The sequence below is a fragment of the Bradyrhizobium sp. CER78 genome (genome assembly GCF_029846235.1).
In the GTDB taxonomy this organism is placed as follows: domain Bacteria; phylum Pseudomonadota; class Alphaproteobacteria; order Rhizobiales; family Xanthobacteraceae; genus Bradyrhizobium.
In genome coordinates this window covers 26,301-48,436 of sequence record NZ_JARVWP010000019.1, presented here as the reverse complement: position 1 = coordinate 48,436, position 22,136 = coordinate 26,301, and the positions used below count along the sequence as shown (strand labels likewise).

The 22,136-nt window shown below is 65.5% G+C and carries 16 protein-coding genes; 8 read left to right on the top strand and 8 right to left on the bottom strand.

Going from position 1 to position 22,136, the window contains the following annotated elements:
* Nucleotides 1-23 precede the first annotated feature (23 nt).
* The 3 genes from QDT69_RS30575 to QDT69_RS30565 are packed head-to-tail and all read left to right on the top strand — an operon-like array spanning nt 24 to nt 5,129.
* Complete coding sequence (locus QDT69_RS30575; protein WP_279710184.1) at nt 24-1,268, top strand: acyl-CoA dehydrogenase family protein; 1,245 nt, start codon at nt 24-26, stop codon at nt 1,266-1,268.
* A gap of 47 nt (nt 1,269-1,315) precedes the next feature.
* Nucleotides 1,316-3,136, top strand: a complete 1,821-nt coding sequence (locus tag QDT69_RS30570) for an NAD(P)/FAD-dependent oxidoreductase (RefSeq protein WP_279710183.1) — start codon at nt 1,316-1,318, stop codon at nt 3,134-3,136.
* A gap of 49 nt (nt 3,137-3,185) precedes the next feature.
* Nucleotides 3,186-5,129, top strand: a complete 1,944-nt coding sequence (locus QDT69_RS30565) for an alkyl sulfatase dimerization domain-containing protein (protein ID WP_279710182.1) — start codon at nt 3,186-3,188, stop codon at nt 5,127-5,129.
* 143 nt (nt 5,130-5,272) lie between these two features.
* On the opposite strand, the gene QDT69_RS30560 is transcribed toward QDT69_RS30565, so the two are convergent.
* The 6 genes from QDT69_RS30560 to QDT69_RS30535 form a co-directional block, all read right to left on the bottom strand.
* Nucleotides 5,273-5,977, bottom strand: a complete 705-nt coding sequence (locus QDT69_RS30560; RefSeq protein ID WP_279710181.1) for an ABC transporter ATP-binding protein — start codon at nt 5,975-5,977, stop codon at nt 5,273-5,275.
* A complete protein-coding gene (locus tag QDT69_RS30555; protein ID WP_279710180.1) occupies nt 5,970-6,719 on the bottom strand; it encodes an ABC transporter ATP-binding protein in 750 nt (249 codons plus the stop codon). The genes QDT69_RS30560 and QDT69_RS30555 overlap by 8 nt, the downstream gene beginning before the upstream one ends.
* A 10-nt stretch (nt 6,720-6,729) precedes the next feature.
* Nucleotides 6,730-7,716: a branched-chain amino acid ABC transporter permease gene (locus tag QDT69_RS30550; protein ID WP_279710179.1), complete on the bottom strand. Its 987-nt coding sequence runs from the start codon at nt 7,714-7,716 to the stop codon at nt 6,730-6,732.
* Nucleotides 7,716-8,585, bottom strand: a complete 870-nt coding sequence (locus tag QDT69_RS30545; RefSeq protein ID WP_279710178.1) for a branched-chain amino acid ABC transporter permease — start codon at nt 8,583-8,585, stop codon at nt 7,716-7,718. Before QDT69_RS30545 ends, QDT69_RS30550 begins: the two co-directional genes overlap by 1 nt.
* A 16-nt stretch (nt 8,586-8,601) precedes the next feature.
* Nucleotides 8,602-9,855 (bottom strand): ABC transporter substrate-binding protein, encoded by a 1,254-nt coding sequence (locus tag QDT69_RS30540; RefSeq protein WP_279710177.1) that lies wholly within the window; start codon nt 9,853-9,855, stop codon nt 8,602-8,604.
* A 299-nt stretch (nt 9,856-10,154) separates the two neighbouring features.
* Nucleotides 10,155-11,222, bottom strand: a complete 1,068-nt coding sequence (locus QDT69_RS30535; protein WP_279710176.1) for a glycosyltransferase family 4 protein — start codon at nt 11,220-11,222, stop codon at nt 10,155-10,157.
* A 315-nt stretch (nt 11,223-11,537) separates the two neighbouring features.
* Between QDT69_RS30535 and QDT69_RS30530 the strand changes: the two genes are divergently transcribed.
* The 5 genes from QDT69_RS30530 (at nt 11,538) to QDT69_RS30510 (ending at nt 19,299) form a co-directional block, all read left to right on the top strand.
* Nucleotides 11,538-13,301, top strand: a complete 1,764-nt coding sequence (locus tag QDT69_RS30530; protein WP_279710175.1) for an ABC transporter ATP-binding protein — start codon at nt 11,538-11,540, stop codon at nt 13,299-13,301.
* Between the two features lie 91 nt (nt 13,302-13,392).
* Complete coding sequence (locus QDT69_RS30525; RefSeq protein ID WP_279710174.1) at nt 13,393-15,594, top strand: amylo-alpha-1,6-glucosidase; 2,202 nt, start codon at nt 13,393-13,395, stop codon at nt 15,592-15,594.
* A gap of 67 nt (nt 15,595-15,661) precedes the next feature.
* A complete protein-coding gene (locus QDT69_RS30520; RefSeq protein WP_279710173.1) occupies nt 15,662-16,183 on the top strand; it encodes a PRC-barrel domain-containing protein in 522 nt (173 codons plus the stop codon).
* Nucleotides 16,184-16,271: 88 nt separating this feature from the next.
* Entirely contained in the window at nt 16,272-17,510 is a 1,239-nt protein-coding gene (locus QDT69_RS30515) for an MFS transporter (RefSeq protein WP_279710172.1), read from the top strand.
* A 163-nt stretch (nt 17,511-17,673) separates the two neighbouring features.
* The gene (locus QDT69_RS30510) at nt 17,674-19,299 is read left to right on the top strand and encodes a L,D-transpeptidase (protein WP_279710171.1); all 1,626 of its coding nucleotides are present in this window, start codon (nt 17,674-17,676) and stop codon (nt 19,297-19,299) included.
* 58 nt (nt 19,300-19,357) lie between these two features.
* Here the strand turns inward: QDT69_RS30510 and QDT69_RS30505 are convergent, their stop codons facing one another.
* Nucleotides 19,358-20,416, bottom strand: a complete 1,059-nt coding sequence (locus QDT69_RS30505; protein ID WP_279710170.1) for a class I SAM-dependent methyltransferase — start codon at nt 20,414-20,416, stop codon at nt 19,358-19,360.
* Nucleotides 20,417-20,596: 180 nt separating this feature from the next.
* Entirely contained in the window at nt 20,597-22,024 is a 1,428-nt protein-coding gene (gene glgA / locus QDT69_RS30500) for a glycogen synthase GlgA (RefSeq protein WP_279710169.1), read from the bottom strand.
* Nucleotides 22,025-22,136: the final 112 nt, after the last annotated feature.

Genomic DNA, 22,136 nt, shown 5'->3' with positions numbered 1-22,136 from the left:
CTCGCCCAAAGCTGGGAGGCGGCATGGATTTCGGTCTGTCCGAGCGATCGGAGCGTTGGCGGCGCGATCTGCTGGCCTTCTTCGAACAAGAGGTGCTGCCGCGCCATCGCGCCTGGCTCGACCACGTCCGTACGCAGAGCGACACGCCGTTCTTCATGGCCGAGCTGCAGCAGAAGGCGCGCGCGGCGGGCCTGTGGAATCTCGGCCTGCCTGAACTTGCTGACGATGAGCCGGGCACACGGCTTTCCAATCTCGACTATGCGCCGCTGGCGGAGATCATGGGGCGGCTGTTCTGGGCGCCGGAGGTGTTCAACTGCCAGGCGCCCGATGTGCCGAACATGATCGCGTTGCAGAATTGCGCGACGCCGGAACAGAAGAAGCGCTGGCTGACGCCGCTGCTCAACGCCGAGACGCGCTCCGCCTTCGGTATGACCGAGCCCGATGTGGCCTCGTCCGATGCCACCAACATCGCGACAGGGATGGTGCGCGACGGCGACCACTACGTCATCAACGGCCGCAAATGGTTCATCACCGGCGCCGCGCATCCGCGCTGCAGCTTCCTGATCGTGATGGGGGTGACGGATGCCGGCGCCGAGCGCACCAGCCGGCATTCCTGCATCATCGTGCCGATGGATGCGCCCGGCGTGCGGCTGGTGCGGCGGCTGCGCTGGATGGGCTGCGAGGATCATGTCGCGCCGATCGGCGAGCTCGTGTTCGAGAATGTGCGGGTGCCCGCGGAGAATCTGCTCGGCGCCGAGGGCGAGGGGTTCAAGGTCGCGCAGGTTCGGCTCGGGCCGGCGCGCATCCACCACTGCATGCGCTCGATCGGGCTCTGCGAGCTGCTGATCAAGTTGATGATGGCGCGGGCCGCTGAGCGCAGCGCGTTCGGCCGCACCGTGATCCAGTACGACACCGTGCAGCGCTGGATCGCCGAGGCCCGCGTCGAGCTGGAGCAGGCACGGCTGCTCGCCTATCGCTGCGCCTGGCGGCTCGATCAAGCCGGCCATCACGGCGCCTGGCGTGACGTCTCGCTGATCAAGGTCGCGGTGCCGGCGATGCTGCAGAAGATCGCCGACCGCGCCATGCAGGTGTTCGGCGCGATGGGCGGCTCCGACGACACGCCGATCCATCAGGCGCTGGCGTGGGGACGGCTGCTCCGGATCGGCGACGGGCCCGACGAGGTGCATCTGCGGCAGATCTTCCGGATGGAGCCGATGCCGGACTGGTCGATCGCCAACTCGCCCTATCTTGCTGCACATCCCGCCTGAGCGGCGCTAAAGTATCCACCGAAATTCCCTGAACGAGGCGCCTTCCGATGACGATGACCGAGCAAGCCCGAGACGCAAAGCCCGCCGCGATCGACAAGGAGCGGCTGCGCCTGAAATATCGGGAGGAGCGCAACAAGCGGCTGCGTCCCGACGGCAACGACCAGTATCTCCAGATCAAGGGCCAGCTCGCGCATTATCTCGAGGATCCCTACACGCCGGTCGTCGAGCGCGCGCCGAAGACCGATCATGTCACCTTCGCCTTCATCGGCGGCGGCTTTGCCGGGCTCGCCACGGCGGCGCGGCTGACCGAGGCCGGCGTCAAGGATGTCCGCATCGTCGAGAAGGGCGGCGATTTCGGCGGCACCTGGTACTGGAACAGATATCCCGGCGCGCAATGCGACACGGCGTCGATGGTCTACATGCCGCTGCTCGAAGAGACCGGCCACATGCCGTCGGAGAAATACGCGCATGCGCCGGAGATCCTGGCGCACTGCCAGCGGATCGGCCGGCAGTTCGGTCTCTACGACAATGCGCTGTTTCACACCGAGGTGACGAGCCTCGACTGGGAAGCGGCGCAGTCGCGCTGGATCATCCGCACGACGCGGGGCGATGCCTTCACCGCGCAGTATGTCGGCATCGGCACCGGCCCGCTGCACGTGCCGAAGCTGCCCGGCATTCCCGGCATCGAGCGCTTCAAGGGCCACTCGTTCCACACCAGCCGCTGGGATTACGACTACACCGGCGGCGATCCCAACGGCGCGCCGATGGAGAAGCTAGCCGACAAGCGCGTCGGCATCATCGGCACCGGCGCGACGTCGGTGCAGTGCATTCCGCACCTCGCGCGCGCCTGCAAGGAGCTCTACGTGTTCCAGCGCACGCCGTCGTCGGTCGACGTGCGCGGCAACGGGCCGATCGATCCCGACTGGTTTGCCGACATCGCAACGCCGGGCTGGCAACAGCGCTGGCTGGAGAATTTCACCGCCAACCAGGCCGGCGGATCGGCCGAGGAAGATCTGGTGCAGGACGGCTGGACCGACCTGTCGAAGCGGATCCGCGCCAAGATCATGCTGCTGCCGCGCGAGCAGCGCAGCGTGGAAAACATGCGGGCGGCGTTCGAGGATTCCGACTTCGAGAAGATGGAGGAGATCCGCAACCGGGTCGACACCATCGTGCGTGATGCCGGCACGGCGAAAAACCTCAAGGCCTGGTATGGCCAGCTCTGCAAGCGGCCGTGTTTCCACGACGCCTATCTGCAGGCGTTCAACACGCCCGGCACCCATCTGGTCGATACCGACGGCAAGGGCGTCGAGGAGATCACCGAGAACGGGATCGTGGTCGCGGGCAAGGAATACAAGCTCGATTGCATCATCTACGCGTCCGGCTTCGAGGTCGGCACCGAGTATAAGCGGCGGGCGGGCTTCGACGCGACGGGCCAGGACGGTATCAAACTGTCGGAGTATTGGGCCGAGGGCATGCGCACCAAGCACGGCATCCATGTGCATGGCTTTCCGAACCTGTTCTTCGTGCAGCCGACGCAGGGCGCCAATTTGATCTCCAACGTGCCGCATAATCTGACTGAAGCGGCGCGCACCATCGCCCTGATGGTCGGACACGCGCAGGCCAATGGCTTCAAGGAAATCGAAGTCAGCAGGGAAGCCGAGAACCGCTGGGTCGAGCTGCTGCTGACCGCGGTCGGCCGGATGATCGGCGGCCCCGATTGCACGCCGGGCTATTACAACAATGAGGGACGTGAGCCCGGGCCCGCGGCCAAGCTCAATGTCGGCTACCCGGCGGGCGCGCTCGCCTACTTCAAATATATCGACGAGTGGCGCCGCAGCGGCCAGTTCGAAGGCGTGCAATTCCGCTGAGCGGTGCGTGATCGGGACTGATTTCTGCCCAACGAAGGAGTGCCTGAGTATGACCCAGACAACCGCAGGTGAGACGTCGCACGAAGCTCCGAAGGCGGCATCGGCGCCGGTCATCGCGCAGCACGAGGCGGCGCTGAAGGCGCTGCCGTTCTCCGATACGCGTGACTTCGACGACGCGGCGCGCGGCTTTCTCGGCACCATCGAGAACGCCCGCATCACCTCGGCCCAGGGCCGGGTGGTCTGGAGCCTCGAGCCCTACGGCTTCCTCTCCGAGGAGAAGGCGCCTGCGACCGTCGATCCGAGCCTGTGGCGGCAGTCGCGGCTCAACATGCATCACGGCCTGTTCGAAGTGGTGCCGGGCGTCTACCAGGTGCGCGGCCTCGACATCGCCAACATGACGCTGATCGAGGGCGACAAGGGCGTGATCGTGGTCGACACCCTGACCTCGATTGAGGGCGCGCGTGCTGCGATGGAGCTGTACTTCCAGCATCGCGGCAAGCGGCCGGTCGCCGCCGTGATCTTCAGTCATACCCACACCGACCATTGGGGCGGCGCGCGCGGCGTGCTCGATGACGCCATGCTGGCGGCGGGCGTGCCGATCATCGCGCCGAACTTCTTCATGGAGCACGCAGTCTCCGAGAACATCATTGCCGGGCCGGCGATGCTGCGCCGCGCGCAATACCAGTTCGGGCCGTTCCTCGCCAAAGGCGTGCGCGGCCATGTCGATTGCGGCCTCGGCAAGACGATGGCGGCGGGCGGTGTGGCGCTGCTGCGGCCGACCGATCTGATCATCGCGACCGGCGACAAGCGTGTGATCGACGGCGTCGAGTTCGAATTCCAGATGGCGCCGAACAGCGAAGCGCCGGCGGAGATGCATTTCTTCCTCCCGCGCTACAAGCTCCTGAACCTCGCGGAGAACTGCACGCACAATTTCCACAATCTGCTGCCGTTCCGCGGCGCCGATGTGCGCGACGCGCTGGCCTGGTCGAAATATCTCGGCGAAGCGTTGCAGATGTGGGGCGGCAAGGCCGAGGCGATGTGCGGCCAGCATCACTGGCCGGTGTGGGGGCGCGAGCGGATCGACACCATGATCCGCGAGCAGCGCGACCTTTACAAATACGCGCATGACCAGACCATCCGGCTGATGAACCACGGCCTCAACGCGGCCGAGATCGCCGAGACGATCCGCCTGCCGCAGAGCCTCGAAGGCGCCTGGCACGGCCGCGGCTATTACGGCCATATCCGGCACAATGTGAAGGCGATCTACCAGAAGTATCTCGGCTGGTACGATGCTAATCCGGTCAACCTAGATCCGTTGCCGCCAGTCGAGGCCGGCAGGAAATATGTCGAGTATATGGGCGGCGCCGATGCGATCCTGAAACGCGCCGCGGCGGATTTCGCCAAGGGTGAATTCCGCTTCGTGGCGCAGGCCGTCAGCCATCTGGTGTTCGCCGAGCCCGACAACCAGGCGGCCCGCGCATTGCTGGCCGACACGTTCGAGCAGCTCGGCTATGCCGCCGAGAGCTCGACCTGGCGCAACGCCTATCTGTTCGGCGCCCAGGAGCTGCGGCAGGGCATGCCGAAGACGCCGCCGCGCTCGCCGATGCCGCGCGAGACGCTGGCTGCGCTGCGCACCGGGCAGCTCTGGGACGTGCTCGGCATCCGCCTCAACGGCCCCAAGGCCGAAGGCAAGCACATCGTGCTGAACTGGAGCTTTACCGACACGGGCGAGACCTTCGTGCTCAATCTCGAGAACTCGGCGCTGACTTACATCGAGGGCGCGCGGGCCGCCGATGCGCACGCCAGCTTCACGCTGGCGCGGAGCGTGCTGGACGAGGTCATCGCCAAGCTGACCACGTTCCCGGAAGCCGTCGCCGCCGGCAAGGTCAAGGTATCAGGCGAGCCGCTGCGGCTCGGTGAGTTGATGATGCTGATGGACGAATTCCCGCGGATGTTCGAGATCGTCGAGCCGAAGCGAACGGTGGTGAGGTAGAGCCGTATGTGCCGAACGTTGACCGTCACCCTGAGGAGCGCGCTCTTGCGCGCGTCTCGAAGGGTCGACGGCCACCGGTCGGGCCGTGCATCCTTCGAGACGCGCTTCGCGCTCCTCAGGATGACGGGTTGGCAGACGAGGTCTCAAATCCCGAGATACGCCGCCTGCACCTGCTTGTTGTTGGCGAGCTCGGCGCTGGTGCCCTGCATGATCACGTTGCCACTTTCCAGCACGTAAGCGCGCTGCACCAGTGACAGCGCTCGGCTGACATTCTGCTCGACCAGCAGGATCGCGGTGCCCATCTTGTGGATCTCGCCGATCTTCTCGAAGGTCACGTCGGTCATCACGGGCGCGAGGCCCAGCGAAGGCTCGTCCAGCATCAAGAGCCGCGGCTTCAGCATCAGGCCGCGGCCGACCGCGACCATCTGCTGTTCGCCGCCGCTCATGGTGCCGGCAAGCTGCTTCCTGCGGTCGGCGAGCCGCGGGAAGATGCTGTAGACCAGCTGCATCGTGCGCGCACGATCCGCCTTGGCTTTCGGCGTATAGGCGCCGATCTCGAGATTCTCCTGCACCGTCATGTCCGGAAATACCTGGCGGCCTTCGGGGACATGCGCGATGCCGAGCTCGGGGATCCGGTAGGGCGGAAGCGTCGCGAGGTCGACGCCGTCGAAGTTGACCTTGCCTCCGAACAGTTTGACGAGGCCGGAGACCGCGCGCAGCGTCGTGCTCTTGCCGGCGCCGTTGGCGCCTAGCAGGCCGACGGCTTCGCCCTCGCCAATCGAGATGCTGACATCGGTGATGGCAGGGACCGAGCCGTAGCTGGCGCTGACGCGGGAGAGCTCAAGCATAGCCGTCTCCCTGCGCCGATGGATGCACATAGGAGCCCAGATAGGCGCGGATCACTTCCGGATTCTCCACGATCTCCTTGGGCGCGCCCTCGGCGATCTTCTGGCCGTGATCGAGCACCACGATGTGGCGCGCCACCGCCATGATCGCGCGCATCACGTGCTCGACGATCACGATGGTCAGGCCGCTGGCGGAAAGCTTCTTCACCAGCGCCACCGCCTGGTCGATCTCGGCCGGATTGAGCCCGGCCATCACCTCGTCGAGCAGCAGGATCCTCGGCTGCGTCGCCAGTGCGCGGGCCATCTCGAGGCGCCGCTGGTCGATGGTGGTGAGGTCGCGGGCACGCGTCTGCTCCTTGGCGCCGAGGCCGACGAACTCGATCGCTTCGCGTGCCTTGGTGCGGGCCGCGGCAATGTGACGGTCGCGCAGGAAGGCACCGGTCATCACATTGGCGAGCACCGTCATGGCGCCGAACGGCTTGGCCACCTGGAAGGTGCGGGCCATGCCGAGCGCGCAGACATCGTGCGGCTTGAGACCCACGACCTCATGACCGAAGGCGAGCACCGAGCCGGAGTCCGGCCGGTGAAATCCGGTGATCAAATGAAAGCTCGTGGTCTTGCCGGCGCCGTTCGGCCCGATCAGCGCGACCGTCTCGTTCTCCTGCACGGTGAAGCTGACATCCTGCACGGCGCGCAGACCGCCGAAGCGCTTGCTGAGACCCTTGATGACCAGTGCTTCTGCCATCGGGGCGACCTCAGGCGCGCGCCGGCTTGCGCCGGAGGGTGCGATGATAGACGTCGGTCGCGAACCCGATCAGCCCGGTCGGCCGCCACAGGATCACTGCCATCAGGATCAGGCTGTAGACCGTGAGCTGGATGCCGCCCACCGAGCTGCCGAGCCAGCTCTGCAGCAGCGCTGAGGTGGTCTCCAGCAGCACGGTGCCGATCACCGGACCCCACAGCGTGCCGATGCCGCCGACGATCGACACCAGCGCCGCCTCGATCGAGACGTTGAAGCTGAACGCAGTGGCGGGATCGATGAAGTAGATGTATTGCGTGTAGAAGGTGCCCGCGAGCGCGGTCAGGAACGCGCTGATCATGTAGATGTCGCGCTTGATCTTCGGCGCGTTGACGCCGACCGCCTCGGCGGCATCTTCATCCTCGCCGATGGCGACGAGGTAGTAGCCCATCCAGGACTTTTCGATCCTGTGGGTAATCCATAGCCCGACCGCGAGCAGTCCGAGCACGACGTAGTAATACGACGACTTCTCCTCGAACTGCATCATCAGCGGCGCGCTGCCGAGATTCGGGATCGTGGTGCCTTCGGCGCCCCAGGCGAAATCGCGGAATTTCAGGAAGATCAGCATCAGCACCTGGGCGGTCGCGATCGTCGCGATGGTGAAATAGGGACCGCGCAGGCGGAAGCAGAGCCAGCCGATCGGCAGGCTCGCCAGCATTGCCACCACGCCGCCGGCGACCATCCCGATCCAGGGCGAGATGCCGTAGTTCACCTGCATGATGGTCGAGGTGTAGGCGCCGAGCCCGAAATAGGCGGCGTGCCCGAGCGACAGTTGCTTGGCATAGCCGCCCATCAGATTCCAGGCGACGCCGATGAATGAGAACAACAGGATGCGGATGAAGATGTCGATCGCGAACGACGAGGTGACGAGCTGCGGCAGAGCGAGCATGACGGCCGCCCCGATCACGAGCCACAGCCATTTCATTTTGACTGAGATCTGCATCAGCGGCCCCTCCTGGCGCCGAGGCCGCTCGGCCTGAAGGCGAGCGTCAGCAGCAGCAGCCCGAACACCACGATCAGGCCGGAATCGGCGCCGACGAACTGGATGCCGAGCGATTCCGCGATGCCCATCATGAGGCTCGCGACCAGCGCGCCGACCACGTTGCCGAGCGTGCCCATCACGACGGCGACGAACGCCATCAGCACGAACACCTGGCCGACGAACGGATAGGCCGAATAGAACGGCATCAAGAGCGAGCCGGCGGCGCCGGCGAGCGCCAGCGCGGTGCCGAACGCCACCGCGAACACGCGGTTCGGATTGATCCCCATCAGCATCGCGACGTCGCGGTTCTGCGACGCCGCGCGCATGGCGCGGCCGAGATCGGTGGTGTGCAGGAATACCCAGAGCAGGCCGCTCAGCGCCATCGCAACCGCGAAGGCGATCAGCTTGGCCACCGGGATGTACAGTCCTCCAATGTGCCAGGCTTCATCCGAATAAGAGGTATGGACGGTGCGGTAGTTGGCGCTGAACAGCATCAGCGAGAGATTGAGCAGCAAGAGCGACAGCGCGAAGGTCAGGAAGATCTGCGGCATGTCGTTCGGCCCGAGCACCCTGCGGATCAGGAAATGCTGGATCAGGACGCCGGCGAGGAACAGCACCGGCATCGAGACAACAAGCGAGACCAGCGGATCGATGCCGAACTGGGTGGCGAGGAAGAACGAGATATACATCCCGATCATCACGAACTCGCCCTGGGCGAAATTGACGATCTTGACCACGCCGAAGATCAGCGTGACGCCGATGCTGACGAGCGCGTAGATGCCGCCGATGAGCAGGCCGTTGATCACGGCCTGGGCCAGTGTCTCCCACATGCGATGCGACCGCGGTTCAGATCTTCATCAGCGGGGCGCGGGCGTCTTCCTTGGGGAAGATACTGGCGAGGTCGGCATTCTGCCACTGCACGCCGACCGGACGGCCATAGACGTTCTTGCCGTCCGGGCCGAACTTCACCTTGCCGCCCGGCGCCATCGCAGCAAAGCCGGAGGAGACGTCGAGCGTCGAGAGCGCTTCGCGCACCTTCTTCGGATCGGCAGAGGCGGCGCGCTCCAGCGCATCGGCCAGCATGAAGGTCTGCGCGACCAGGCCGCCGGCATATTCGAATGCGAATTCGCCGGTGCGCTTCTTGAATTCGGCGTTGACCTTCTGCGCATCCTCGTTGACGTCGTGGTTCCAGTGCGCGACGCCCTGCAGGCCTTCGGCCGCCTTGCCGACATTCTTGTAGAAGTCCGGCATCACGAAACCGCCCGAGCCGCCATTGATCGCAATGTCGAGCCCGACCTGCTTCACGGTGCGCACGATCAGGATGAGGTCGTTGAGGTACGACAGTGAGAACAACGTGTTGGCGCCGGAGGCTTTGACCTTGTTGATCAGCGGGCTCGCATCGGTGAAGCCGGCCGAGTAGGGCTCGAACATCACGATCTCGACGCCTTCGCCCGGCGCCAGCTCCTTCAGCCCGTTCGAGGTCGAGGTGCCGAACGCGGTGTTCTCGAAGATGACGGCGACTTTGGCCTGCTCGCTGACGAGCTTTGCCATCTGCAACTGCGCCTTGGCGAATTGCGAGGCGCGCGCGAACGGCGTGAATGTGTAGCTCCGTCCCTTGTTGAGCTGGTCGGAGCTCGAGCCGGTGATGATCGGAACGTGAGCGCGCTCGCAGACCTCGCTCGCGATCAAGGTCAGCGCGCTGGCGTAGCAGCCGTGGATCGCCGACAGCTTGTTGCCGGTGATCAGGCGGTCGGTCTCGGTGCGCGTCACCGTGGTGTCGCTCTGCACGTCGGAGACGATGAGGTTGAGCTTGGCGCCGCCGAGCGACTTGATGCCGCCGGCCTCGTTGACCATGTCGACCGCGAGCTTCGCCGCCGCAACGCAGCCGGTGCCGATCTGCGCCATGCTGCCAGTGGTCGGATAGAGCGCGCCGATATTGATCGGGTCGGCGGCCCAGCCGCGCAGCGGGACCGCGCCGAATGCGCCGGCGGCGAGCGCGCCGCCGGTCCTGGCCAGGAATTTGCGGCGGTTCAGCTTTGTCCGTGAGGCCTTGGTCGGTACGGCATTATTAATGGCCGACGGCTTGCGGTCCCCTGTCATGGCGTTCCCCCTGTGCGACCGCGGCACGGTTGCTCCGTCCGCTCGCTTATTTTTTTGCTCAAGCGGGGCGCATAAGAGCACGTAATCCGCCAATCGCAAAGGCGATATCAGCCGGGTTTACGGGGAGGCGGGTGAAGGCATTGCGTCGCAGCAATCACGCGGCGCGCGCATGCGGATCGCGTCACTGTGCAGGAGTTGCCGCCGGGGATGACGGCATTATTGACAATTGAATGACCCGACGGACCGGCACGGACACTGCCGGCCGGCCCGCCGGATCGTTCGATCGGCCGCTGCAACGGCTATTCGGCGCTCGCCACAAGCTTGAAGCGCGGCTTGGCTTCCATCAGGCTGCGATAGGCGGCGAGATAGTCGAGCGCCATGCGGCGCGCGGTGAAGCGGGTCTCGAACTGCTTGCGGATCGCGTCGCGGTTGAGCGTCGACAGGCGGCCGACGGAGGAGATCGCGCTGATCTCGTCCTCGACGATGAAGCCGGTCAGGCCATCCTCGATGATCTCGGGTACCGAGCCGCGGTTATAGGCGATGACGGGCGTGCCGCAGGCCATCGCTTCGATCATCACGAGGCCGAACGGCTCCGGCCAGTCGATTGGAACCAAGAGCCCGATCGCGCCGCTGAGAAAATCCGACTTCTCGCGGTCGCTGATCTCGCCGATGAACTCGACCAGCGGATTGTTCGTGATCAGCGGCTTGATCAACTCGTCGTAATATTCCTGGTCGGCGCGATCGACCTTGGCCGCGATCTTCAGCGGAATGCCGCAGCGGGTTGCGATCTTGATCGCACGATCGACGCCTTTCTCCGGCGCGATGCGGCCGAGCACGGCGAGATAGGATTGCCTGGCCGGTTGCGGTGTCAGCAAATTCTCCGGCAGGCCGTGATGGATGGTGCGCACCCAGTGCGCCTGCGGCACGGGTCGCCGCTGGGCGTTCGAAATCGAGATCACCGGGATCTTGGAGAAGGTGTTGAAGACGGGCTGGTGCTCCGGCAGGTCGAGCCGTCCGTGCAGCGTGGTCACGAACGGCGTCGGCTGCCGCGCGAACAGCGACCATGGGTAATAGTCGAGATGGCAGTGCAGGAAGTCGAACTCCTCGTCGTCGGCCTTCTGCCGGACGCGCTCCAGCATCACCATGTGCAGCGCATTGGGATCGCGGACGGAGCCGTCGAGGCGCAGTGCCTTCGGCCAGGTCGCATCGAGCTTCGCGGAGGTTTGTGAATCGCCACTGGCGAACAACGTCACGTCATGTCCAAGTGTTACAAGTTCTTCGGTCAGCCAGTGCACGACCCGTTCGGTGCCGCCGTAGAGCTTGGGGGGAACAGCCTCCGTCAGCGGGGCAACCTGCGCGATGCGCATTTCTCCGTCTCCTGTTTGTGATGTGGAATGAACTACCCTCAGCCCTCTGATGGCACCGACATGCCAAAGACGGGAACGTTCTCGCACCTGCGTGGTTCCTTTAAGTGCGGGAGATCTACCGCTTCTTTCTTCCATCACACTGTGGTCTTGCTGATGCCATCACGCTCCAACACGTTTTTGCGGACGCCAGCGTTGCAAAATTGTTGCGCACTGATGGCTGCATCAAGGAATCCCGCCGCCGCCCTTCACGTCATCGTGCACGAGAGCTTCGACTAAAATTTTCTCGTTCACCTTCAACAGGTTTTGCAGGACGTCATGGACCATCTGTCAGGATACGCGCATCGCCCGTTCCCCTTTGTGCTGCGCTATCTGCGCCGGCGGCTTCCGTCGCATGTTGTGATTTTGTCGGCCGTCGTCGCAGCGGTTGCCTGCTCGGTAGGCACGCAATACGGCGTGAAGAATCTGGTCGATGCGCTGTCGGCGGGACCCTCGGCCGCGAATGGCGTATGGCTGGCATTCGCTCTGCTCATGTCGCTGATCGCAGCCGACAACTTCATGTGGCGGATCGCGAGCTGGACCGCGAGCTACACCTTCGTCAGCGTCAGCGGCGACCTCCGCCGCGACATGTTCCGCCATCTCACCGGCCACGCGCCGAGCTATTTCACGGACCGGTTGCCGGGCATGCTGACCAGCCGGATCACCGCGACGTCGAACGCGGTGTTCACGGTGGAGAACATGTTCGTATGGAACGTGTTGCCGCCTTGCATCGCGACCTTCGCAGCGATCACCCTGGTTGGAACCGTCAGCGTGACAATGTCAGCGGTGCTGATCTTGATCGCGGGAACCATGGTGGTGGCGATGTTCCGCATGGCAGCCGCCGGTAGGCCGCTGCATGACGATTTCGCCAACCGGGCGGCCGCAGTCGACGGCGAAATGGTCGACGTCATCAATAACCTGCCGCTGGTGCGTGCGTTCTGCGGCCTCGGCTACGAGCACGATCGCTTCGACGCGACGGTGAATCGGGAACTCGTCGCGCGCGGCCGTTCGCTGCGCTATCTGGAAAAGCTCCGCCTCGTTCACGCCGCCGTGACCGTGATCCTGACCATCGCGATGCTGGCCTGGGCGCTGTCGCTCTGGCAGCAGGGCCAGGCCACCACCGGCGATGTCGTGCTGGTGTGTACGCTCGGCATTTCGATCCTTAGCGCCACCCGCGATCTCGCCGTTGCGCTGGTCGACGTCACCCAGCATGTCGCGCGCCTCACCGAGGCGCTGGCGACGTTGCTGCAGCCGCATGAGCTGAAGGATCATCCGGAAGCCGAGGTGCTGGTGAAGAGCGGTGCGGCGATCGCTTTCAACAACGTCTCGTTCCGCTATCCCGGCGGCTTGCAGGTGTTCGAGCGCTTCAGCCTGCGCATCCAGCCCGGCCAGCGGGTCGGCCTGGTCGGTCAGTCCGGCGGAGGCAAGTCAACACTGTTTACCCTTCTGCAGCGCTTCTACGACGTCGAGCAGGGCAACATCACGGTCGATGGCCAGGACATCTCGCGCGTCACCCAGCTGAGCCTGCGCGCGGCGATCTCGGTGGTGCCGCAGGACATCTCGCTGTTCCACCGCTCGATCCTGGAGAACATCCGCTACGGCCGGCCGGACGCCACCGACGACGAGGTGTTGCGGGCGGCGATCGCGGCGCGCTGCGACTTCATCGAAAGCCTGCCCGAGGGCATGAACACCATCGTCGGCGATCGCGGCGTCAAGGTCTCGGGCGGCCAGCGTCAGCGCATCGCGATCGCGCGCGCGTTCCTGAAGGACGCGCCGATCCTGCTGCTCGACGAGGCCACCGCGGCGCTCGATGCCGAGTCCGAGGAGGCGATCCGCGAGGCGTTGTCGCGCCTGATGCGCGGGCGTACCGTGGTCGCGATCGCGCACCGCCTCGCGACGCTGCGCAGCTTCGACCGCGTGGTCGTGCTGCAAGGCGGCCGGATCGTCGAGGACGGTCCGCCCGATATCCTGGTGAAGGGAAGGGGCCCCTACCGCGACCTCGTGGCGCGCGAGATGGGCCGCCTCTCCACCAGCGCGGCCTGACCCCGCGCCATCAAGCGTGTTCTTGTGTTCCGGTGCGTTCGTTCGAACCGAGAGTCGAGACTTGAGCTAGGCAAAGTCGCCAGAGGTTCAGATGGCAGCTGACGTCGTTACGCAGATCATCACTGCTCGCATCACAGAACGTGTCGCCGAATCGCCGTTCTACATTCCGATGACCGGGCCCGCGGCGCGGCCGCGGCGCTCGCTCAAGCATGACGACACCTTCATCGTGCTCGACAGCCATGGCGACATCGGCGCTTCGGCGGGCGGGCCCGATGGCCTGTTCAACGCCGACACGCGCTATCTGGCGCGGCTGGAAATGGTGCTGGAGGACGTGCAGCCGCTGCTGCTCGGCTCCAACATGCGCGACGACAACTCCGCCCTGACGGTCGATCTCACCAATTCCGACGTCTATCGCGACGGCCGCCTGACCCTGCCGAAGGACACGCTGCACATCGTGCGCTCGATCTTCCTGTGGCGCGGCACCGCCTATCAGCGCATCGGCCTGCAGAACCACGGCGATCATGCCGCGAGCTTCGATCTGACGCTGCTGTTCGACAATGATTTCGCCGACCTGTTCGAGGTGCGCGGCGAACGGCGGCCGCGGCGCGGCATCGGCTCGAGCAAGCTGCTCGGTCCGACCGACGTCGTGCTGGAATATTGCGGTCTCGACGAGCAGACGCGGATCACCGCGCTGCATTTCGATCCGCGGCCGACCCGGCTGTCGGTCAACGCCGCGACCTATCATTTCGATCTCGAGCCTGCACAGGTCACCTCGCTGTTCGTGGCGGTGTCCTGCAACAAGCCGATCATGCAGAAGCCGGTGCCGTTTTTCCGCGGGCTGTTGGCGCATCGCCGCGAGATGCGGAATTCGTCGGCCGGTGCGGCCTCGATCGAGACCTCGAACAACATCTTCAACGAGGTGCTGTGCCAGGCGATGGCCGACCTCAACATGCTGATGACGGAGACGCCGCAGGGCCGTTACCCCTATGCCGGCATTCCCTGGTACTCGACGACGTTCGGCCGCGACGGGTTGATCACGGCGTTGCAGATGCTATGGGTCGATCCGCGGATCGCCAAGGGCGTGCTGAAGCGGCTGGCGCTGTTCCAGGCCAAGGCGGTCGATCCGCTGGCCGATGCCGCGCCGGGCAAGATCCTGCACGAGATGCGCGGCGGCGAGATGGCCGCGCTTCGCGAGGTGCCGTTCGCGCATTACTACGGCAGCGTCGATTCGACCCCGCTGTTCGTGCTGCTCGCCGGGCTCTATCTGGAGCGCACCGGCGACGTGGAGACGCTGCGCGAGCTGTGGCCCGCGGTCGAGGCCGGCTTGCAGTGGATCGACGGTCCCGGCGATCCCGATCGCGATGGTTTCGTCGAGTACCAGCGCGCGACCGAAGAGGGCCTCCGCAATCAAGGCTGGAAGGACTCCTTCGACGCCATCTTCCATGCCGACGGCACGCTCGCCGAGGGCAATGTCGCGCTGGCGGAAGTGCAGGGCTATGTGTTCGCCGGCAAGCAGCTTGCCGCGCGCGCGGCGCGCCAGCTCGGCTTTGCGGACAAGGCCGCCAAGCTCGATGCCGAGGCCGAGCGGCTGCGCGCGCGGTTCGAGGAAGCGTTCTGGTGCGAGGAGCTCGGCACCTATGCGCTCGCGCTCGACGGCGCCAAGCGGCAATGCAGGGTACGCACGTCGAATGCCGGACAAACCTTGTTCTCCGGCATGGTGCGGGAAGACCGCGCGCGGCGGGTTGCCGCCGACCTGATGAGCCAGAAATTCTTCTCCGGCTGGGGCATCCGCACCGTCGCCGTCGGCGAGGCGCGCTACAACCCGATGTCCTATCACGACGGCTCGATCTGGCCGCATGACAATGCGCTGATCGCGCTTGGACTTGCGCGCTACGGCCTCAAGCATTCGGTCGCGCATCTGTTCAAGGGCCTGTTCGACGCCGCGAGCTATATGGAGCTGCGGCGGCTGCCGGAGCTGTTCTGCGGCTTCCGCCGCGAGCGGCGGCGCGGCCCGGTGCTCTATCCCGTCGCCTGCGCACCGCAGGCCTGGGCGAGCGCGACACCGTTCACGCTGCTGGAGGCCGCGCTCGGGCTGGAGTTCGACACCGCGCGCGGCGAGATCCGCTTGCGCGATCCGTGCCTGCCGGAGTTCCTCAACTATGTGGTGCTGCGCGATCTCAGGCTCGGCGCGTCCAGCGTCGATTTGCGGCTGCGCCGCCACGGCGACGAGGTGTCACTCGAAGTGTTGCGCACGCGCGGCCAGATCCAGGTGTCGATCGTGCTGACGCATTAAGTGTCGTCGCGCGGCATGCGCGCGCGACAGAAGATCGTGGGGAGAGAGTAACATGCGTCCGAGGGTCATGGTTATACTGGTCGCAGCGGCGCTGCTGACATGCGCTGGTGTCCGTGCTGCCGACGACGCGGTGCCGTCGCCCACGCCATCGCCGCCGCCGGCTGCGCAGGCAACGCCGGCCACCCCTGCGCCGCCGGTCGCTGCGGCACCGAAAGAGCAGGCCAAGGAGCCGTCGCCGCCGCCTTCGGTGACCGTGATCGGCGCGCGCGATGCGCACGGCATTCTCGGGCGCGACGTTCGCAGTTCCGCCAATGAGGACATGGGCCGCATCGTCGACGTCATCGTCGACCGCGACGGCAAGGTGCGCGCCGCGGTGATCGATTTCGGCGGCTTTCTCGGCGTCGGCAGCCGCAAGATCGTGGTCGACTGGAACGCGCTGCGGTTTGCCGGCGTTTCCAGCAAGAGCGACAGCATCACGCTGGACCTCAACAAGCAGCAGGTGAGCGCTGCGCCGGAATACAAGGAAGATACGCCGCTGATCGTGCTGGGCGCGGCCGGCAATCTCCATCCATGGGATTACGAGCATTAGGGGGCAAAAGCTGGTCGCGCGTCCGAACTCTTCCTTCGAGACGGTTGGCGACGATCGTGGCGAGCGATCAGCCGGCGGCACCAATATTGTGTCGATTGTCCCCAATCAGCCTGGTCCGGAGCCGCCCCACGCGCCGTCGCGCGAAAGCCAGCGCGGGCTCGACTGGTTCATCTTCTTCCTCGCCGACGTGCAGACCGGGTTCGGCCCGTTCATTGCGGTCTATCTGACGACCCAGAAATGGACCCAGGTCGAGATCGGCTTCGTGCTCTCGATCGGCGGCATCATCGGCCTGCTGGGCCAGATGCCCGGCGGGGCGATCGTCGATGCGGCGCGCTCGGAGCGCGTCGTCGCGGGCTGCGCGGTGGCCGCGATCGGATCAGCCGCGCTGGCCTACGCGCTGTGGCCGATCTTTCCCGTGGTGACACTCGCCGCGACGCTGCACGCGCTCGCAAGCTGTGTGCTGGGACCGGCGATCGCCGCGATCAGCCTCGGCCTGGTCGGGCCGCTGGCGATCGGCGAGCGGCTCGGCCGCAATGCGCGGTTTGCCTCGCTCGGCAGCGGTTCGGCTGCGGCGCTGATGGGGGCTTGCGGCTATTTCTTGTCGAGCCGCTCGGTGTTCCTCGTGACCTTCATCCTGGCGATCCCGACCTTGTTGTCGTTGGCACGGATCCGCGAGCGCGAGATCGACATCGCGCAGGCTCATGGTGAGGTGAAGCGAGAGGTTCCCGACAAGCGCGCCACCAGCGTCTTCACTCTGGTGCGGCACCGGACACTGCTGATCTTTGCCGGCGCGATGATGCTGTTTCAGCTGGCCAATGCCGCGATGCTACCGCTGATGGCGGGCGTGGTCACCGCGCGGTCGAGCCAATGGGCGCCGGTTCTGATCGCGGCCTGCATCATCGTGCCGCAGGCGATCGTCGCGTTGTGCTCGCCGTCGGTCGGCCGCAAGGCCCAGGCTTTGGGCCGGCGGCCATTGCTCCTGCTGGCCTTCGCCTCGCTGGCGATCCGCGGTGTGTTGTTCGCAACGGTGCGCGATCCCTATCTGCTGGTCGCGGTGCAGATCTTCGACGGCATCACCGCGGCGATCTTCAGCGTGATGGTGCCGCTGATCGTCGCCGACGTGGCGTTCGGCAGTGGCCATTTCAACCTGGCGCAGGGCATTGTCGGAACCGCGGTCGGCATCGGCGCGTCGCTCAGCACCGTGCTGGCCGGCTATGTCAGCGACAAGCTCGGCAGCAGCACCGCCTTCATGGGCCTCGCCGGCGTCGCCGCGCTCGGGCTGTTCGTGATCTGGCTGGTGATGCCGGAGACGCGGCGGACGGCGTGACGCAGGCAGGTTTGGCTCCCGGCGCCCTTCCTCATGGATGCGCCGTCATATATGAGTGATTTGCTGCTGGAACGAGCTGGTAGTCCCCTGGATTAATCAATCCAAAATCGTGATCTGGTACGGATCGGCGCAGCGCGGGCAGGCATTTCGACCGAGGAATGGCATGGAAAATCGTACTACGACGGCGCAAATCACCGGAGCGATGCGGCGTTGGGGGCCTCCCGCCTTTGTGACTTTCGCGGCCATGGTCACACTTGCGTCACTGACCGGCGGCGCCGCTGCAAAGCAGCAGCGCCCTGCGGCAACGGTCGAGGCGACCGCGCAGCGCGCCGCGGGCGAGCCGATCATGGCGATCGTGTCGATCAGCGCCCAGAAGGTGACCTTCTACGATGCCGACGGCTGGATTTACCGCGCGCCGGTATCGAGCGGCGTCAAGGGACGCGAAACGCCGGCCGGCGTGTTTGCGCTGGTCGAGAAGGACAAGGACCATCACTCGACCATGTACGACGATGCCTGGATGCCGAATATGCAGCGCATCACCTGGAACGGCATTGCACTGCATGGCGGGCCGCTGCCGGGCTACGCGGCCTCCCACGGCTGCGTCCGGATGCCCTACGACTTTGCCGAGAAGCTGTTCGACAGGACGCGAATCGGGATGCGGGTGATCATCGCGCCGAACGACGCGGCTCCGGTCGATTTCACTCACCCGGCGCTGTTCGTGCCGAATGCGCAGGCCATGGCGGCTGCTCCGGCGCGTGCCGAGGCGCTGGCGCGGGAGGCTGCGGATGCCGCCAAGGTCGCCGACGAGGCAAAGAAGGCTTCGGCAGCCGCGACGAAGGAAGCCGCACTGTTCACGCCGGCCTCACTGCGCAAGCTGCAACAGATCAAGACCCGTGCCGACGCTGCGGTTGCGTTGGCCGACAAGACCCTCACCAATGCCAAGACCGATCAGGCCAAGGCACGCGCCGAGGATCTGAAGCAGAAGGCGGTCGCCAAGGCCGCGGAAGCGACCACACAGTTCGAGGCGGCCCAGGGCGATGCGAAGCCGAAACTCGACGCCGCCGCGGCCGCAAAGGACGCCGCCAAGGCGGCCGAGGCCAAGAAGACCGATACCCAGAAGGCGGCGACCGAGGCGAAGCTCGCGCTGGAGCCGGTCTCGGTCTACATCAGCCGCGCGACGCAGAAGCTCTACGTGCGGCGCAACACCCACAAGCCATGGGCCGATGGCGGCGAAGTGTTCGATTCAAGCATCGAAGTTCCCGTCACCATTCGCGATCCGGACAAGCCGATCGGCACGCATATCTACACGGCGATGGCGCGCACCGACGCCGGCCTGCGCTGGACCGAGGTGACAATCGACGACGGAGACAACGCCAAGGACGCGCTTGACCGCGTCACCATCCCGCAGGATGTGCTGGATCGGATCGCGCCGACCGCCGTGCCGCGCTCGTCGATCATCATCTCGGACGAGCCGCTGAGCGCCGAGACCAACTACCGTACCGAGTTCGTCGCCGTGCTGAGCAACCAGCCCCAGGGCGGCTTCATCACGCGCAAGCCGACCCGGCCCATGGAAACCGACGACATGGTTGCGAGCGGGGAAGACGACGGCTTCGGCTTCTTCTCCCAGCGCAGCTGGAATCCGCAGACGCCGACCCGATACGGCTATCCGCAATACGGCAACCCCCAGGCGCCGACCCAGTACGGCACGCCGTATTATGGCAATCCGCAAGCCGCCAATCCGCGGCGCCGCGGCGGCCAATACTACTGGCAGTCGCAACAGGACTGGTAGTCGGACGCATTGAGAGCCTGGACGGCGGTTTTACCCGCCGTCCAATCGGGCGACGACGTTACGGGCGCGCTTCCAGGATCAGGTTGAACGGCGTTTCCGCCGCGCGGCGAAAGCGGGAGAAGCCGCCCTGGCGCGCCACCTCGCGCAGTCTGGTCTCGCCAGCCTGCGCGCCGAGCGCAAGCCCGACCTCCTGGTCCAGCGACGCCGGCGTGCAGATCATCGTCGAAGCGGCGTAGTAGATGCGTCCGATCGGGTTGAGGTTGTCCTCCAGGCGGTCGTTGGCGAACGGCTCGATCAACAGGCAGGTGCCGTCGTCGGCGAGGGTGGAGCGGGTGTGCTTGAGGGCGCCGACCGGATCTCCCATGTCGTGCAGGCAGTCGAAGAAGCACACCAGGTCATATTTGTTGGCGGGGAAGTCCTTGGCCGAGTGCGTCTGGAAATGGACGCGGTCCGATAGTCCGGCCTCCCGCGCGGATTGCCGCGCCGCGTGGATCGAGCCGTCATGGTAGTCGAAGCCGTAGAAGGTTGATTTCGGAAACGCCTCCGCCATCAACCGCGTCGAGACGCCGTGTCCGCAACCGACATCGGCCACAACAGCGCCTTTCGTCAGCTTGTCGACGACGCCCTCGAGCGCCGGCAGCCATTCCTGGACCAGATAGTGCTTGTAGCTGGTGCGGAAGAAGCGAGCGGTGCCGCAGAACAGGCACTCGCTGCGCCTGTTCCAGCCGACGCCCTTGCCGGTCTTGAACGCGTCGGTAATTTTCGGCTCGTCGAGAAAGGTCGCACCGACCAGGCTCCCGACGGCGCCGAGGAAGACCGGGCTGTCTTCGTTGGCAAGTGCGAGCGCCTGCTCGGGCAGCATCGAGAATTTTCCGGTCGCGTTATCGTATTCGACGTAGCCGGAAGCTGCCTGCGCCGAGAGCCATTCCTGAACGTAACGGCCGGCTGTTCCCGTTGCCTTGGCAAGGGCCGCGGCGTCCATCGGCCCTTGCTGCGCGAGAGCCCTATAGAGCCCAAGCTTGTCTCCCAGCAGCATCAGCGAGGCGTTCATCGCCGCGCCGACATCGCCAATCATCTTTCCCATGAATGAATTGAGACGCTCCTCGTTGACGTCCATGATGTTCCTCCATCGCAATCGCGTTTGGCCAAAAGTCCATCATTCGCAATTTCACGCATGCGTCGTCGTCAGTCGTGAGGCGACGGGACTGCCTGAAAGGTTCGTTGCAATGACCCGATTGTTACCGGAGCTCTGGGATCCCAGAGCAACCAGACTTCGCAAGCCTGCGTGGCGGGCTGCCTACGCGGCCGCCCGCGGCATCACCAGCCTCTTGTAGAGCGCGCTGTAGCAGGCGGCCGACAGGTCCCAGCTGTAGGACTTGGCCATGGCGCTGGCGCGCATGGCGTTGAGGCGATCCTTGGCGCGGTAGGCGTCGAATGCTCGCCTGACGCCGCCGAGGAAGGATTCCGCCGACGGCTGCGAGAACAGGAAGCCGGTCTCGCCGTCGGCGATGGTTTCCGCAAGCCCGCCGGTCTGGTGGCCGATCGGCAGCGAGCCGAAGCGCTGTGCGTACATCTGGCTGAGGCCGCAGGGCTCGAAGCGCGACGGCATCAGGGTGAAGTCGCTGCCGGCGAAGATCCGGCGCGCCTGGGCGTCGTTGAAGCCGATGATGACGCCGATCGCGTCCGGCCGGCGCCGGTGGGCGGCGACCAGCGCGTCTTCGATCGCGGACTCGCCGCTGCCGGTGACCACGATCTGCCCGCCGTCCCTGATGATCTCGTCCGCGGCCGACAACACGAGGTCGACGCCCTTCTGATGTACGAGCCGCGCAACCAGGCCGAAGATCGGCCCGCGCGAGACCGCAAGTCCGAATTGCCGGCGGACATAGTCGGCGTTGGCCTGCTTGCCCTTCCAGTCGCCCGCGCCGAACGGTTGCGCGAGCTGCGCGCAATGGCGCGGGTCCCAGCTCTCGTCGATGCCGTTCAGGATGCCGGTCAGCTGGTCGGCGTCGGAGCGGACGCGCAGCAGCCCCTCCAGCCCGCAGCCGAGCTCGGCGGTCGTGATCTCCTTCGCATAGGTCGCGCTGACCGTGGTCAGATGCGAAGCATAGACGAGGCCGCCCTTGAGGAAGGAGAGCTTGTCGTAGAACTCCAGCCCGTCGATGTGGAATGAGCTTTCCGGTGCGCCGATCCGCCGCAGCGAGTCCTTCGGAAACAGCCCCTGATAGGCGAGATTGTGGATGGTCAGGATCGACGGAATCCGCAGCTGACGCCAGGCGAGATAGGCGGGTGTGAGCGCGGCCTGCCAGTCGTTGGCGTGAACGAGGTCGGCTGCCCAATTCTTGTCCAGCGTTCCGGCTGCAAGTTCGGCAGCGGCGGAGGCAAAGCGGCCGAACCGGATATCGTTGTCGGGCCAGTCGCGGCCGGACTCATCGCCGTAGGGATTGCCCGGCCGGTCGTAGAGCTCTGGGCACAGCAGCACATAGACCGGCAGCCCGTCCTTGGTCGATGCGCGCCCGAGCGTGCAAGCTGGCATCTCCGCAAGGCCTGCGCATTGTCCAACGATTTCAATATGAGTGAACTGCTCGACCACATCCCGGTAGCCGGGAAGCATGATCCTGACGTCGCCCCAGGGGCGGAGCGCCCGGGGAAGCGCAGCAGAAACCGCACCGAGCCCGCCCACGCGGACGAAATCGTCCATCTCCGTCGTGACGAATAAGACCTTCAACAAGCGCCCTCGTTCCAGCCCATGACAAGGCTATGCAAGATCGGGTCCAATCTGCCTTTGAGTAAAATGCAAGACGGCCCGCGCTCCCGGTCTGGACGAGACGCTTTCCTGT